Below are 14,047 nucleotides of genomic sequence, written 5' to 3' on the forward strand. Positions count from 1 at the left end.
TTCGGGCCCTGGCCACGCCCTCTGTCGGTGGCACCCGGCAGACTGGGGGCCATGGTGAAGCACCTGGGCGCGAAGCCCCGTATCGGACTTCTCGGCACCGGCCCCTGGGCCGGCCGTACGCACGCGCCCGCGCTCGCGGGGCATCCGGGCGTCGAGTTCAGCGGGGTGTGGGGCAGACGCGCGGAGGCGGCGGAGGAGCTCGCCGCCGCGTCCGGCACGCGCGCGTACGACGACGTGGACGCCCTCTTCGCGGCCAGCGACGCCGTGGCCTTCGCGCTCCCGCCGGACGTCCAGGCCCCCTTGGCGGTGCGGGCGGCGCGGGCCGGCTGCCACGTCCTGCTCGACAAGCCGGTCGCCACGACGGTGGCGGGGGCGCGGGAGGTGGCCGAGGCCGTCGAGGAGGCCGGGGTCGCCTCGGTGGTGTTCTGCACGCTGCGCTTCGCGGAGGAGACGGCCCGCTGGATCGAGGAGCGGCGGTCGGCGGGCGGCTGGTTCCTGGGCGAGGCGCACTGGCTGGGCTCGCTCTACGGGCCGGGCTCCGCCAGCGTGTACGCGGACTCCCCGTGGCGGCGGGAGAAGGGCGGGCTGTGGGACGTCGGCCCGCACGTCCTCTCGGTCTATCTGCCGGTCCTCGGCGACGTCACCGCGATCACGGCCGTGGCCGGCCCGGAGGACACCCACCACCTGGTCCTGCGCCACGGCTCGGGCGCGAGCAGCACGGCCACGCTGACGCTGAGCGCCCCACCGCAGGCGGCGGAGGTGACGCTCTCCCTGCACGGCACCGAGGGCCGGGCCGAACTGCCCCGCTGGGGAGGAGCGGTGGAGGCCTTCGGCTCGGCCGTGGACGCCCTGCTCACGGCGGCCCGCACCGGCGAGCCGCACCCGTGCGACGCCCGCTTCGGCCTGCGGCTGACCGAGATCCTCACGGAGGCGGAGCGGCTCGCCGCTCAGAGCGCGGCGGACAAGGCCTGACACAGCGCGTCCAGGGCGGCCGGGTAGAGCCGGTCCGGCGGGGTGGCGTAGCCGACGACGAGCCCGTCGGGGAGGGCCGGGCCCAGGGCCTCCGGGTGCCGGTAGTCGGCGAGGCCCTCCACGGCGACCCCGTGCCGGGCCGCGGCGGTGACGGCCGCCCGCTCCGTGCCCGGGGGCAGTTCCACGAGGGCGTGCAGCCCGGCGGCGAGTCCGGTCACCCGCACCCGCGGCACGCGCTCCGCGAGCACCGAGGCCAGCCGGTCGCGCCGCACGCGGTGCTGCTGGCGCATCCGCCGGACGTGCCGGTCGTACGCGCCGGATTCGACGAACTCCGCGAGCGTGAGCTGCTCCGTCGCCGACGTGTGCGGTTCGCGCAGGCCCTTCGCCTCGACGACCCCGTCGACGAGGGCTTCCGGCAGGCACATCCAGCCGATCCGCAGCGCGGGGGAGAGGCTCTTGCTGACGGAACCGAGGAGGACGGTCCGGTCGGGGTCGAGGCTCTGGACGGCGCCCACCGGCCGCCGGTCGTAGCGGAACTCGCCGTCGTAGTCGTCCTCCACGACGAGCCCGCCGGAGCGCCGCGCCCACTCCAGGACGCCGGCGCGGCGCTCGGGGTGGAGCGGCCCGCCGGTGGGGAACTGATGGGCGGGGGTGAGCAGGACGGTGCCCGCCTCCGGGGGGATCTCCGCGATGCGGGCCCCGTCCTCGTCGACGGCCAGCGGCAGCGTGTGGATGCCCGCCTCGCCCAGCAGCCCCTGGTGGTAGGGGAGTCCGTAGGCCTCGACGGCCCAGGGCCGGGGCGGTGCCTTGCGGGCGGCCGTCTGGCGGGCGGGCTTCTCGCGGGCGTGTGTCGCCAGGGGCACCCGTGCGAGGAGCCGCAGGGCGTGCGCGGTGCCCGAGCAGACCACGATCCGGTCCGGTGTGGTCCGTACGCCCCGGACCCGCGCGAGGTAGGCGGCGAGGGCCCGGCGCAGCTCGATGCGGCCGCGCGGGTCCCCGACGCCGAAGGCCTCGTGGGGCGCGGCGGTCAGCGCCCGCCGGGCGGCCGTCAGCCAGGCCGCGCGCGGGAAGGCGCCGGGGTCGGGCTTGCCCTGGACGAGGTCGTACGGGAGCGCCGCCGGCGCCGCGGGCCGCGCCGGTCCGGGGGCGGGGGCGAGGACACGCTCGGCCACCCGGGTCCCGGAGCCCTGGCGGGAGGTCAGCCAGCCCTCGGCGACCAGCTCGGCGTAGGCGTCGGCGACGGTGTTCCGGGCGATCCCGAGGTCGGCGGCGAGCGACCGGTAGGGCGGCAGCAGGGTCCCGGGTGCGAGGCGTCCGCCGCGCACGGCCTCGCGCAGGGCCTCGGTGAGCACGGCCCGCCGGCTGCCGCCCGCACCGAGCTCCAGATGCAGATCGACCCCGAGCCCGCCCGGCCCCGCGTCCACCGTCCCGCTCACCGCACGTCCTCCAGGCTTCTCTTCACTCGGCGGGGCGGGACAGGGCGTCCCGCACGGCCTCCTCCGACCGGGCCACGACGGCCGTGCCGTCCTCCGCCGTGATGATCGGCCGCTGGATCAGCTTGGGGTGCCCGGCGAGCGCCTCGATCCACCGGTCCCGGTTCGCCTCGTCCCGGGGCCACTCCTTCACCCCGAGCTCCTTGGCGACGGCCTCCTGCGTCCGCGTGATGTCCCACGGTTCGAGCCCGAGCCGGTCGAGCACCTGCCGGATCTCCTCGGGCGAGGGCACGTCCTCCAGGTAGCGCCGGACGGTGTAGTCGGCGCCCTCCGCGTCGAGCAGGGTGAGGGCGCTGCGGCACTTGGAACAGGCGGGATTGATCCAGATCTCCATGCCCCACACGGTACCCCCCAGCAGGCCCTCCACCACCCCCCAAACCCTGTCTGGCCAGGGGCGATTGTCAGTGGGGGCCTCTAAAATAGGGGGTGATGGTGAGGGTCCCGGGGAGGGCCCGCACCCCACCGTTCGCCAGGAGGTAGCCCATGGCTCTGGCCGTGATCCGGACGCCGTCCCTCGAACCCTGGAAGCCGCTCCAGCGGAAGCCGCTTCCCGCGGGCCGCCCCCGCGAGTGGTACGTGACGCACAACCGCCGTCTGAAGGCCATGCGTCTCGCGATCGCCCTCCTCGACGCCGGCGTCTACGTCCCGTCGAAGGCCACGAACGCGACGATACGCACGACGGCCGCCGACATCGGCATCCACCCGCCCTCCGACACCACCTGCCGCATGGTCCGCGCCCTGATCCGCTACGGCCGCTGACACCGGAGGGGCGCTGCCCGGCCCGGGTCGGGCCGGGCAGCGCCGCCGTCGGATCCCGACCGCTACCAGGCCGCCGGCAGCCGCTCGGGGAGCCGCTTCATGAAGTTGGTGCGCCACACCAGCTGTTCGACCGGCACCGCGAGCCGCAGCTCCGGCAGCCGGTCGAGGAGCGTCTCCAGGGCGATCTCGGCGTGCCGCTTGCCGAGGGCCGTCGCCGGGCAGTAGTGCCGCCCGCCGCCGAAGGAGAGGTGGTCGGCGGCGTTCTCCCGGTCCGGCCGGAAGGCCAGCGGGTCCGGGAAGCGCTCCGGATCGTGGTTCGCGGCCTCCACCAGCACCAGGACCAGTTCACCGGCCCGCACGTCGACCTCGCCGAGCCGCACGTCCTCCAGGGCCAGCCGCGGCAGCCCGTCGCCGATCGACAGATTCACCCGCAGCAGTTCGTCCATCGCCCCGGCGACCACGCCCGGGCCGCCGGCGGTCAGCGCCTCCCGCACGTCCGGCCGGGTCAGGACCGACACCAGCGCCATCGCCAGGAACCCGGCGGTGGAGATCACCCCCGCTCCGAACAGCGTGACGCCCACCGTCGCCAGCATCTCGTCCGTCAGATGCGCGTACTCGGGATCCTCGCGCAGCGCCGCGAGCTCCGCCATCAGCCCGCCCGTCGCCGGATCGTCGAGGCGCTCCGTCATGTAGGCGATGTCCCGGTCCCAGTGGAGCCGGGCCGCCTCGATCTCGTGCGGTGCGTTCATGAAGGCCACGTCCAGACTGCGCAGCAGCCGCGGCCCGTCCTCCTCCGGGATGCCGAGCATCCGGCAGTGCAGCCCCGCCGAGTACGGATCGGCGTAGGCGCTCCGCAGATCCCCGGGCGCCCCCTCGGCGACCATCGCGTCCACCAGGGCCCCGGCCCGCGCCCGCAGCCACTCCTCCAGGCCGGGGGCCTTCGGGTTGATCGCCTTCATGACGGCCTTGCGCAGGCCGGCGCCGGTGATGTTGCCCATGTTGTTCACCACGTGCGGCGGGATCGTCAGCGCGTACTGCCGCGGCGCTCCCGGCGCCGAGGTGTCCTTCAGGCTGAACCTCGGGTCCTCCAGGACCTGCCGGCACAGCTCGTACGAGGAGACCAGCCAGGCCTCGGCCCCGGCGATCGTGCGGACCTTGCGGACCGGTTCGGCGCGCAGCGCCTCGATCTCGGCGGGCAGCCGGGTCCCGTCCCAGTCGAAGGGGAACGCGGGCAGTTCGTTCGTCATGACCGCGGTCATCGTGAATCTCCTTCGGCAGGCGTGAGGATGCCGTGCCCCTGGTTGCGGGAGGCGCGCAGGCCGGTGCCCCGGCCGTAGAGCAGATCGGCGAGGGGCAGGGCCTGGTGGTAGCAGTTGAGCGAGGAGGGCACCCCGAGGATCGCGGGGGTGTCCAGGAACAGCGGCACTTCGGCGCTGATGTACGCCCGGCACACCTCCTTCTGGAGCCTGCTCGCCTCCTGCCCCGGCGCCAGCTTCCCGGCCAGGAAGATCCCGGTGAGCGCGTCGCAGGTCTCCCGTACCAACGGATCCTCGTCGACGGCCGCCACGACCTGGCGGTGCAGCTCCTGGTACGCGGGCAGGGCCTGGAACTCCGACATCCCGCGGGCCCGTACCCGTACCCCCGTGGGGTCGGCCTCGGCCACGGCCGCCCCGACCTTCGCCCGTACCCCCCGCAGGTTCTTGACGGCCTTCCGCCGTGCCTCGTCGGCCCCGTACCCCAGAGCCTCGTACATGTCGGCGACATGCAGATCGGTGTAGACGAGATCGACCTGATCGAAGTGGTCCAGGCCCCAGCGCGTCAGCTCGCGCAGCCGCTGGGCGGTGAAATAACTGTTTCCCGGAGAGACGCCGATGACCACGTGCGCGCCCTCGTCGGCGATGACGCGGCAGTGATCGGTGTACGGCTGGAGTCGGAGCGTCTCTGCAGGGGCGAATGCCGCCTGAGTCACGTAGGCAGTCCTCATCGCGCCAGCTAGTCCCAGCGGAGCCCCGTGCTCCGGGTGTGGCGGCAGCGACGACGTCATGCTATCGATCAGTCACGGAGGGCGAGGCGTTTACTCGTGGGTAGGGGTGGGAATTCGTCACCTCTTCATATGTTCGTCGTGCGGGGGCGCGCGCCGGGGTGGCGCGGATCGCGTCGGCGGGGCCGGGGCGGGGACATCGAGGCGGCGGAGCAGGTCGATGACTTCCGACACGAACGCGGCAGGCGCACAGGGCTGCCGTCAGAGCCAGTTGCGCTCCCGGGCCGCCAGCGCGGCCCTGAAGCGGTTCGGTGCGCCCAGGCGGCGCATGAGCGCGGCGACGTGGCCCCGGTAGGTCCGGAGGGACATGCCGAGCTCACGTGCGCCCGCCTCGTCCTTGCTTACCCGCGCCATGGTGCGGAGGATGCGGAGCTCGGTGTCGCTCGGCAGGTCGTCCACGACCCCGCAGGACCGTGACCAGCGAGATTCGAAGAGGGACAACAGGTGGGTCAGCAAACCGGGCTGGCGGACGACCAGAGCGCCCCGCGTGATGTCCGCCGGGTCGGTCGCCACAAGGGCGGTCCGCCGGTCGAAGATCACCATCCGTTCGAGCGGTCCGGCCGTACCCCGCACCTGGGCGCCCTGCTCCGACAGCTCCGACACGAAGCGGCCGACCTCCGGGGAGCCGAGCGCACCGGTGTGCACGAGGGTCCGCATCCGCAAGCCCCGTCGCAGGCACTTGAGGTCGGAGCCCCTGACCGCGTCGAAGGCGGCGGTGAGGATCGGCCCGGGGTGCGTGGTCAGTCGCTCCTCGCGGGCGAAGAACGACAACTCGTCCACGCAGGCCACCACTTGGTCCAGCCCTTCGACGTATTGCAGCTCGGTGACCTGCCCTCGCTTCCCGATTCGCCTGTCCTCGACCAGACTGTCCACCAGGTGGCGCGACGAGGCGACGCGCCGGATCTCGCCCTGCAGCCCATGGATCCGCATCCGCGTCAGCCGGTCGACCACGGACGCCGGATCCGCACCGCTGAACGTGTGCTGGTCGGCCGTGGCCACCATGCCGAGGTCCCGGAGTCTGCCGAGCGCGGCCCCGGCGCTTTGGTGGTCGATCCCGCACTCGAGGGCGATCGCGGCGATTCCGATCCCCGGCGAACGCAGGGTCGCCCGGTAGACCGCCTCCTCGCCCGCGCTCACTCCGAGGGGCGCGAGCGTGTTGCCTTCCACCGTGTCCATGTCCACCCGATTTTCCTGTCGGTCTTCCTGCCGGGTGGAGATCCTTCAGCAGGTCCGGCGCATCTCCCAAGGGACCTAAGACCGTTCCTGACAGGACCAATGCCCCGGACCCGCCCCCGCGGCTCCGGGGGCCCGGAGCCGATCGCGTCGACGCGACGTACGTCGACGGGATGCCAATGCGCCTGCCTGCCAGAGGAATTCGTCACCGTCCGGCCCCGCATCGCCGCGGGTGCGGTGCTCCCTGCTCCGCAGGACGACCCATAGAGCGGACCTATGGGGTCATAGACCGGTCCACGGACGGGAGGGTGTGGCCTGCAGGAAGCTGCGGTCGAGGTCCGCAGGTAGTGCCCCGGTTTCCGGCCCCGAACCGGGTCCGGCCGCTCATAGCTTGTGTCGGGTCCGTGGTGACGCCTCCGAGGCCGTCGCACCGGATCAAGGGGGCCAAGAAGCCCTGGAGCCCACACAGGAGAAGAGCGACAGTGAGGCGGAGACGTACGACCGTTGCGGTGATCGGCGTGCTCGCGAGCGGCATGCTGGTGAGCGGCGCGGCGGCGACAGCGGTTGCGGCGGACGCAGGTGCCGGAGGTACCGGCGACGGGGTTCTGGTCGTCACGAAGGCCGAGATCGTCGAGGACGATTACATCGCGCACGTTTTGGAACCCGAGGGAGAGGACGACGGACTGCCCGGTGGCCTGATCAAGGTGACGACCAGTGAGGGCGCCACCCTGTTCGCGTACTGCCTCGATGCCGGCACCGCACTGAAGGACGGCGCCGCCTACCGAGAGGCCGGCCGGTCCGAGGTGCCCACGCTGAAGGGCAACCCGGACGCAGCGAAGATCGACTGGATTCTGCGGCACGGGTACCCGACGTTCTCCGAGGCCGTGCTCGGCAAGCTGATCGGCGGCAAGCTCTCCAAGAAGGCGGCTGCCGGTGCGACTCAGGCCGCCATCTGGCGCCTCACCAACCACGTCAAGGCGGTCCCGTGGGACCCGGCGGGAGCCGATCTCGCCGACTACCTCGTGGCCCACGCCGCCGACGCCGAGGAACCGGCCCCCTCGCTGGTCCTCGATCCCGGCACGGTGACCGGGCCCGCGGGGGCGACACTCGGTCCGATCACGATCGGCACCACCGGCGACAAGACCACGGCCTCCCTCGACCCCGCGGCCGTCGCGGCCGGCGTGGCGCTGACCGACCGGGAGGGAAACGTGCTCTCGGACGGCAGCGGCAAGCTGATCGAGGCCGTCCTGGACGGTGAATCGCTGTTCGTGAAGGTCCCGGCGGGTGCGCGGCAGGGCAGCGCGACCGTCTCGGCGCAGGGCCTCGTCCCGGTCCCCGTGGGCCACAAGCTGGCCAGCGCGGACAGCCAGTCCCTGGCCCTGGTGACCGGTGACCGGGTTCCGGTCACCACGCACGCGAAGGCGAGCTGGACCGGCGCCACCACCCCGCCGTCGCCCACGGCCGACCCGAGCGGTTCGGCGAGCCCGTCCCCGAGTCAGTCCGTTTCCCCGACCGCACCGGGCGCCACGAGCGAGCCGGGCGCCCCGAGTAGCCCGAGTACCCCGAGTACCCCGAGTGCTCCGAGCGACCCGGGCTCTCCCGGCGCTTCGGCGAGTCCGGACCCGAGCGGGACCACGGGGCAGGCTCCCACACCGGGCGTCACGCACTCGGGCGGCGCCGGGGAACCGGAACCCGCCTCCGCCGGTGGCCGTGCCGGGGGCTCGGGACTCGCCTCCACCGGCAGCTCCGGTGCCGTCGGGTTCGCCGCGGTGGCAGCAGGAGGGCTGGTCGTGATCGGCGCTGCCGTGGTCCTGATCCACGGGTGGCGACGGCGATACCGCACCATGGACTGAGACGAGCGGGCCCCGGGTCGGCGTGATGCCGAACCGGGGCCCGCTCCGTGCGTTTCCGCAGCTCAGGTGAGCTTTACAGGTCGAAGTAGAGCTCGAACTCGTGCGGGTGCGGGCGCAGCTGGATCGGGGCGATCTCGTGGGTGCGCTTGTAGTCGATCCAGGTCTCGATCAGGTCGGAGGTGAAGACGCCACCGGCCTGCAGGTACTCGTTGTCGTCCTCGAGGGCGTGGAGCACGGCCTCCAGGTTGGTCGGGACCTGCTGGACGTTCGCGTGCTCCTCGGGAGCGAGCTCGTACAGGTCCTTGTCGATCGGCTCCGCCGGCTCGATCTTGTTCTTCACGCCGTCGAGGCCCGCGAGGAGCAGCGCCGAGAAGGCGAGGTACGGGTTCGAGGACGGGTCCGGCGCGCGGAACTCGACGCGCTTGGCCTTCGGGTTCGAGCCCGTGATCGGGATGCGCATGGCGGCGGAGCGGTTGCGCTGCGAGTACACCATGTTGACCGGGGCCTCGAAGCCCGGGACCAGGCGGTGGTACGAGTTCACCGTCGGGTTGGTGAAGGCGAGCAGCGACGGGGCGTGCTTGAGGATGCCGCCGATGTAGTAGCGGGCGGTGTCCGAGAGGCCGGCGTAGCCCGTCTCGTCGTAGAACAGCGGGTCGCCGTTGGCCCACAGCGACTGGTGGACGTGCATGCCCGAGCCGTTGTCACCGAAGATCGGCTTCGGCATGAAGGTCGCGGTCTTGCCGTTGCGCCAGGCGACGTTCTTCACGATGTACTTGAAGAGCATCAGGTCGTCGGCCGCGGCGAGCAGCGTGTTGAACTTGTAGTTGATCTCGGCCTGGCCGGCGGTGCCGACCTCGTGGTGCTGGCGCTCGACCTGAAGGCCGACGTTCTCCAGCTCCAGGGAGATCTCGGAGCGCAGGTCGGCGAAGTGGTCGACCGGCGGGGCCGGGAAGTAGCCGCCCTTGTAGCGGACCTTGTAGCCGCGGTTGTTCTCCTCCGCACCGGTGTTCCAGGCGCCGGCCTCGGAGTCGATGTGGTAGAAGCCCTGGTTCGCCGAGGTCTCGAAGCGCACCGAGTCGAAGACGTAGAACTCCGCCTCGGGGCCGAAGTACGCGGTGTCGGCGATGCCGGTGGAGGCGAGGTACGCCTCGGCCTTCTTCGCGATGTTGCGCGGGTCACGGCTGTACTGCTCGCCCGTGATCGGGTCGTGGATGAAGAAGTTGATGTTCAGCGTCTTGTCGCGGCGGAAGGGGTCCACGCGAGCGGTCGACAGGTCGGCGCGGAGCGCCATGTCGGACTCGTGGATCGCCTGGAAGCCGCGGATCGACGAGCCGTCGAAGGCGAGCTCCTCCGCCGGGTCGAAGGCCGTCGCCGGGATCGTGAAGTGCTGCATCACGCCCGGAAGGTCGCAGAACCGGACGTCGACCATCTTGACGTCGTTGTCCTTGATGAACTTGTTGACCTCGTCGGCGTTCTGGAACCCGTGCTTCTCGGACATCCAACTCCTCCTACTCCCGGCCCGGGGAGGGGCGGGGTTGCAGCTCGGTCGTGCGGCCAGTGCGGTGGCACACGCTGGACCCGACCATAGGCAGACGGGATTTCTCAAGCATGACCCATTTGTTTCGTCGAAGTTAACCGGAGCGGGTGTGCGGCGCGCTGCGACGTGGCTACGCCGACCCGGACGGAAGTGATCGAAAACGGGCGCAGTACCGTGGTCGGGTGGACAACAGGCAAGCACTCGGATCGTGGCTCTCCGGCCCCCGTGCCGCGGCGGAGCAAGCAGGCGTGGACTTCGGTTACCGGGGTCAGCAGCTGGGACTCCCCGAGGAGGGACCCGGCTCGATCGCCCGCCCGGGCCGCCGGCTGGGCGCCCTCGCGGTCGACTGGGCCCTGTGCCTTCTGATCGCATACGGCTTGATCACCGACAGCTACAGCCAGGCGACCAGCAACTGGGCGCTCGGCCTCCTGCTCGTCCTGAGCGTGCTGACGGTCGGCACCATCGGCTCGACGCCCGGCAAGCGCCTCTTCGGCCTGGTGGTCGTCTCGGCGAACGGCGGCCGGCTGAGCCTCTGGCGCGTCGTCGTCCGCTCCGTGCTCGTCTGCCTCGCCATTCCGGCCCTGATCTGGGACCGCGACGGCCGCGGCCTCCACGACCGCCTCTCCGGTGCGGTCCAGGTCCGCATCTGACCGACCCCCTGCACAGCGAGAAGGGCCCCGGACCGTGTGGTCCGGGGCCCTTCTCCTGTGTTCGGTCGGGCGCGTCAGCGCGTCGTTCCGCTCAGCGCATCTTTCCGCCGCGCGGCATCTTCATGCCCTTGGGCATCGGGCCCTTCGGCAGTGGCATGTTGCTCATCAGGTCGCCCATCGCCCGCAGCCGGTCGTTGGCCGCGGTGACCTGCGGGCCGGTGAGCACGCGGGGCAGCTTGAGCATGGTCGTGCGCAGCTTCTTCAGCTGCACCTGGCCCTCGCCGTCGCCGACGATGAGGTCGTGCACCGGCACGTCCAGCACGACGCGGCTCATCCGCTTCTTCTCGGCCGCCAGCAGAGTCTTCACCCGGTTCGGGTTGCCCTCCGCCACCAGCACGATGCCCGCCCGGCCGACCGCGCGGTGCACGACGTCCTGGCTGCGGTTCATCGCGACCGCAGGGGTCGTCGTCCAGCCGCGCCCGACGTTCTGCAGCACCGCCGCCGCCGCGCCCGGCTGGCCCTCCATCTGCCCGAAGGCCGCGCGCTCGGCGCGCCGCCCGAAGACGATGGCCGCCGCCAGGAGCGCCAGGACGAAGCCCAGGATGCCCAGGTAGACCGGATGACCGATGAGGAAGCCGATCGCGAGGAGGACACCGAGTACGACGATGCCCACGCCTGCGACGACAAGTCCGACCTTCGGGTCGGCCTTCCGGGTCATCTTGTACGTGAGGGCGATCTGCTTGAGCCGCCCCTGGTTCGCAGCGTCAGCGCTGCCCGTGTTTGCCTTCCTCGCCATGTCCTGAAGTTTACGTGGCCCGGGAAGCGTGGCCGGACGCGGCCTCCATCACAATCTGGGCCTCGACCCGGTCCTTGGCGTGACGGCGGTCCTCCAGGACGGAGGTCCAGGCGTTGCGCCGGGCGGTGCGCTGCCCGGCGCCGAGCAGCAGGGCCTCCACGGCCTTCAGGGCGTCGGTGACGGACGGGATCGCGGTGACGCGGACGTGCGTCGATGCGGCCGGCATGTCGGGGTCCTCCCTCGATTGCGGATGAGACGAGGCGGGGGGTGTGAGCGGGTGGTGGCGGTGAGTGAATCCAGGCTCACAGATCGGTGTTACCAGGGCGTGACCCGGTGGTCAAACACTGATGAAACGTTGATGCGGCCGGTCGGGGCGCCGGGGGAACGCCGACGCGGCCCGTACGCCCCCGCTGAGCTGCGGGGGCGTACGGGCCGCGCCTGATCCGGCCATTACTGACCGGTAACTGCTTGTGCTCGGATTCACACGGTGAACCCGTGGGGCGGTCAGACCGCCTGGGTGGCGTTGTCGACCGCGCCGCGCTTCTCGATCGCCTGCTGGAAGAGACGGCCCGCGCGGTACGAGGACCGGACCAGCGGGCCCGACATCACACCGGAGAAACCGATCTGGTCGGCCTCGTCCTTCAGCTCGACGAACTCCTGCGGCTTCACCCAGCGCTCGACGGGGTGGTGCCGGACCGAGGGGCGCAGGTACTGCGTGATCGTGATGAGCTCGCAGCCCGCGTCGTGCAGCTGCCGGAGCGCCTCGCTGACCTCCTCGCGGGTCTCGCCCATGCCGAGGATCAGGTTCGACTTCGTGACCAGACCGTAGTCACGGGCCTGGGTGATGACGTCGAGGGAGCGCTCGTAGCGGAAGCCCGGACGGATCCGCTTGAAGATCCGCGGGACGGTCTCGACGTTGTGCGCGAAGACCTCGGGGCGCGAGTCGAAGACCTCCTTCAGGAGCTCCGGCACCGCGTTGAAGTCGGGGGCCAGCAGCTCGACCTTCGTACGGCCGTCGGCGCGCTCCGCCGTCTGCTGGTGGATCTGGCGCACGGTCTCCGCGTACAGCCAGGCGCCGCCGTCCTCCAGGTCGTCGCGCGCGACGCCGGTGATCGTGGCGTAGTTCAGGTCCATCGTGACGACCGACTCGCCGACGCGGCGCGGCTCGTCACGGTCCAGCGCCTCGGGCTTGCCCGTGTCGATCTGGCAGAAGTCGCAGCGCCGGGTGCACTGGTCGCCGCCGATGAGGAAGGTCGCCTCGCGGTCCTCCCAGCACTCGAAGATGTTGGGACAGCCCGCCTCCTGGCAGACCGTGTGCAGGCCCTCGCTCTTCACGAGGCCCTGCATCTTCGTGTACTCGGGACCCATCTTCGCGCGGGTCTTGATCCACTCGGGCTTGCGCTCGATGGGGGTCTGGGCGTTCCGGACCTCCAGGCGCAGCATCTTGCGTCCGTCGGGTGCGACTGCGGACACATCGGCTCCTGTAGCTTCGATTCTTCGGCGCACACCAGGGTACGCCCGTTGCTTCCCATGCCTTACCTCTGGCCAACCCATGGCCAGAGCCCCGCATTCCTCAGGCCGTGCCTCCGTGTGGAGGCCCTGCCCGAGCGGACCGTGCCTCAGACGGACGCCGGCTCCGCCGGACGCTCGATCTCGCGCGGCTTCAGCTCCGCCTGCTCCAGGACCTCCCGCAGATGGCGCTCCACCACCGGCAGCACCTCCTCGATCGTGACGTCCCGGCCCAGCTCGTTCGCCAGCGAGGCGACGCCCGCGTCGCGGATCCCGCAGGGGATGATCCGGTCGAACCAGGTGTTGTCCGGGTTCACGTTGAGGGCGAAGCCGTGCATGGTGACGCCCTTGGCGACCCGGATGCCGATGGCGGCGAGCTTGCGGTCCTCGCGGCGCTGGCCGGCGTTGGACGGCGCGTACTCGGGGCCGTTCAGCCGGGGGTCGAACTCCTCGTCGGTGAGCCGGGGGTCGAAGTCGAGGGAGAGCCCGCCGAGCGACGGCCGCTGCTCGACCGGGTCACCGAGGACCCAGACGCCGCTGCGCCCCTCGATCCGGGTCGTCTCCACACCGAATTCGGCGGCCGTCCGGATCAGCGCCTCCTCCAGACGGCGGACGTGTGCGACGACGTCCACCGGGCGGGGCAGCTTCATGATCGGGTAGCCGACGAGCTGGCCGGGGCCGTGCCAGGTGATCTTGCCGCCTCGGTCGACGTCCACGACGGGCGTCCCGTCCAGCGGGCGCTCGCTCTCCGCCGTGCGCCGGCCGGCCGTGTAGACCGGCGGGTGCTCCACGAGCAGACAGGTGTCGGGGGTCTCGTCGGCGAACCGCGCGGCGTGCACCTCGCGCTGCTTGTCCCACGCCACCTGGTACTCGACGGCTTCCGCGCCGAAACCAAGGCGGACGAATCGCAGCTCACTCACGGCCATGCCTCCTCCTGGGTGCCGGGAACCGGGGACCGGGGATCATCCCGGGCCGGATCGGCACCATGCGTCATTCGCGCCCATGCCACTGTACGGCGACACCGCGCACACCTGTACGGGGGTGCCGGGACGGCCGGCCCGGGCGGTGCCGGGGCGTCCCTACGGGCGGTGCGGGGGTGCCCCCTCCGTCAGCTGGACGGCGACGGCTACGTCGGCGGTGCCGTCAATCCTCACACGATCGGATGAATGTGGGGCGAAGGTGGCGGTACGGGCCGTGGGGACCGCTAAATTCACGCCGTTCCATGAGGGTCCGAACGGGCTGCACCTGGGCCCGGAAGGCAGGA

14 protein-coding genes are annotated in these 14,047 nt (G+C 71.7%); 4 read left to right on the plus strand and 10 right to left on the minus strand.

Annotated elements, in window-relative coordinates:
- The first annotated feature begins 51 nt into the window (after nt 1-51).
- The gene (locus DEJ46_RS28775; protein ID WP_150270973.1) at nt 52-972 is read left to right on the plus strand and encodes a Gfo/Idh/MocA family protein; all 921 of its coding nucleotides are present in this window, start codon (nt 52-54) and stop codon (nt 970-972) included.
- On the opposite strand, the gene DEJ46_RS28780 is transcribed toward DEJ46_RS28775, so the two are convergent.
- Together DEJ46_RS28780 and DEJ46_RS28785 are read right to left on the minus strand one after the other, a co-directional pair.
- On the minus strand, nt 948-2,408 hold the full coding sequence (locus DEJ46_RS28780) for a PLP-dependent aminotransferase family protein (protein ID WP_150270975.1): 1,461 nt from the start codon (nt 2,406-2,408) through the stop codon (nt 948-950). The genes DEJ46_RS28775 and DEJ46_RS28780 overlap by 25 nt on opposite strands.
- Before the next feature lie 22 nt (nt 2,409-2,430).
- On the minus strand, nt 2,431-2,799 hold the full coding sequence (locus DEJ46_RS28785; protein ID WP_150270977.1) for an arsenate reductase family protein: 369 nt from the start codon (nt 2,797-2,799) through the stop codon (nt 2,431-2,433).
- Nucleotides 2,800-2,948: 149 nt separating this feature from the next.
- Here DEJ46_RS28785 and DEJ46_RS28790 point away from each other — a divergent pair, with 149 nt between their 5' ends.
- On the plus strand, nt 2,949-3,224 hold the full coding sequence (locus tag DEJ46_RS28790) for a hypothetical protein (RefSeq protein WP_024758496.1): 276 nt from the start codon (nt 2,949-2,951) through the stop codon (nt 3,222-3,224).
- A 62-nt stretch (nt 3,225-3,286) separates the two neighbouring features.
- On the opposite strand, the gene DEJ46_RS28795 is transcribed toward DEJ46_RS28790, so the two are convergent.
- The 3 genes from DEJ46_RS28795 to DEJ46_RS28805 form a co-directional block, all read right to left on the minus strand.
- Nucleotides 3,287-4,483 (minus strand): cytochrome P450, encoded by a 1,197-nt coding sequence (locus DEJ46_RS28795; protein ID WP_150270979.1) that lies wholly within the window; start codon nt 4,481-4,483, stop codon nt 3,287-3,289.
- Nucleotides 4,480-5,193 (minus strand): tRNA-dependent cyclodipeptide synthase, encoded by a 714-nt coding sequence (locus DEJ46_RS28800; protein ID WP_150270981.1) that lies wholly within the window; start codon nt 5,191-5,193, stop codon nt 4,480-4,482. The genes DEJ46_RS28795 and DEJ46_RS28800 overlap by 4 nt, the downstream gene beginning before the upstream one ends.
- A 273-nt stretch (nt 5,194-5,466) precedes the next feature.
- Nucleotides 5,467-6,441: a response regulator transcription factor gene (locus DEJ46_RS28805; protein WP_150270983.1), complete on the minus strand. Its 975-nt coding sequence runs from the start codon at nt 6,439-6,441 to the stop codon at nt 5,467-5,469.
- A gap of 506 nt (nt 6,442-6,947) precedes the next feature.
- On the opposite strand from DEJ46_RS28805, the gene DEJ46_RS28810 reads away from it, so the two are divergent.
- Nucleotides 6,948-8,291: a thioester domain-containing protein gene (locus tag DEJ46_RS28810; RefSeq protein ID WP_150270984.1), complete on the plus strand. Its 1,344-nt coding sequence runs from the start codon at nt 6,948-6,950 to the stop codon at nt 8,289-8,291.
- Between the two features lie 73 nt (nt 8,292-8,364).
- On the opposite strand, the gene glnA is transcribed toward DEJ46_RS28810, so the two are convergent.
- A complete protein-coding gene (gene glnA, locus DEJ46_RS28815) occupies nt 8,365-9,789 on the minus strand; it encodes a type I glutamate--ammonia ligase (RefSeq protein ID WP_150270986.1) in 1,425 nt (474 codons plus the stop codon).
- A gap of 221 nt (nt 9,790-10,010) precedes the next feature.
- Here glnA and DEJ46_RS28820 point away from each other — a divergent pair, with 221 nt between their 5' ends.
- Complete coding sequence (locus DEJ46_RS28820) at nt 10,011-10,478, plus strand: RDD family protein (RefSeq protein WP_150270988.1); 468 nt, start codon at nt 10,011-10,013, stop codon at nt 10,476-10,478.
- Nucleotides 10,479-10,569: 91 nt separating this feature from the next.
- Here DEJ46_RS28820 and DEJ46_RS28825 read toward each other — a convergent pair whose 3' ends face one another.
- The 4 genes from DEJ46_RS28825 to lipB all read right to left on the minus strand — a co-directional run bounded on the left by DEJ46_RS28825 (nt 10,570) and on the right by lipB (nt 13,703).
- Entirely contained in the window at nt 10,570-11,274 is a 705-nt protein-coding gene (locus tag DEJ46_RS28825; RefSeq protein ID WP_150270990.1) for a DUF4191 domain-containing protein, read from the minus strand.
- Between the two features lie 10 nt (nt 11,275-11,284).
- A complete protein-coding gene (locus DEJ46_RS28830; protein WP_055643959.1) occupies nt 11,285-11,500 on the minus strand; it encodes a hypothetical protein in 216 nt (71 codons plus the stop codon).
- A 278-nt stretch (nt 11,501-11,778) separates the two neighbouring features.
- The gene (lipA, locus tag DEJ46_RS28835) at nt 11,779-12,747 is read right to left on the minus strand and encodes a lipoyl synthase (protein WP_150270992.1); all 969 of its coding nucleotides are present in this window, start codon (nt 12,745-12,747) and stop codon (nt 11,779-11,781) included.
- Between the two features lie 146 nt (nt 12,748-12,893).
- Nucleotides 12,894-13,703 carry a lipoyl(octanoyl) transferase LipB gene (gene lipB, locus DEJ46_RS28840; RefSeq protein WP_150270993.1) on the minus strand — a complete coding sequence of 270 codons (810 nt, stop codon included), beginning with the start codon at nt 13,701-13,703 and terminating at the stop codon, nt 12,894-12,896.
- Nucleotides 13,704-14,047: the final 344 nt, after the last annotated feature.

This window comes from Streptomyces venezuelae (genome assembly GCF_008642375.1).
GTDB classification, from domain to species: Bacteria; Actinomycetota; Actinomycetes; order Streptomycetales; family Streptomycetaceae; genus Streptomyces; species Streptomyces venezuelae_G.

Bases quoted from the DNA above. Each gene is read 5' to 3' on its own strand.
- DEJ46_RS28805 (WP_150270983.1), bottom strand. From the start codon at position 6,441: ATGGACACGGTGGAAGGCAACACGCTCGCGCCCCTCGGAGTGAGCGCG.
- DEJ46_RS28785 (WP_150270977.1), bottom strand. From the start codon at position 2,799: ATGGAGATCTGGATCAATCCCGCCTGTTCCAAGTGCCGCAGCGCCCTC.
- DEJ46_RS28830 (WP_055643959.1), bottom strand. From the start codon at position 11,500: ATGCCGGCCGCATCGACGCACGTCCGCGTCACCGCGATCCCGTCCGTC.
- DEJ46_RS28825 (WP_150270990.1), bottom strand. From the start codon at position 11,274: ATGGCGAGGAAGGCAAACACGGGCAGCGCTGACGCTGCGAACCAGGGG.
- DEJ46_RS28795 (WP_150270979.1), bottom strand. From the start codon at position 4,483: ATGACCGCGGTCATGACGAACGAACTGCCCGCGTTCCCCTTCGACTGG.
- glnA (WP_150270986.1), bottom strand. From the start codon at position 9,789: ATGTCCGAGAAGCACGGGTTCCAGAACGCCGACGAGGTCAACAAGTTC.
- DEJ46_RS28790 (WP_024758496.1), top strand. From the start codon at position 2,949: ATGGCTCTGGCCGTGATCCGGACGCCGTCCCTCGAACCCTGGAAGCCG.
- DEJ46_RS28775 (WP_150270973.1), top strand. From the start codon at position 52: ATGGTGAAGCACCTGGGCGCGAAGCCCCGTATCGGACTTCTCGGCACC.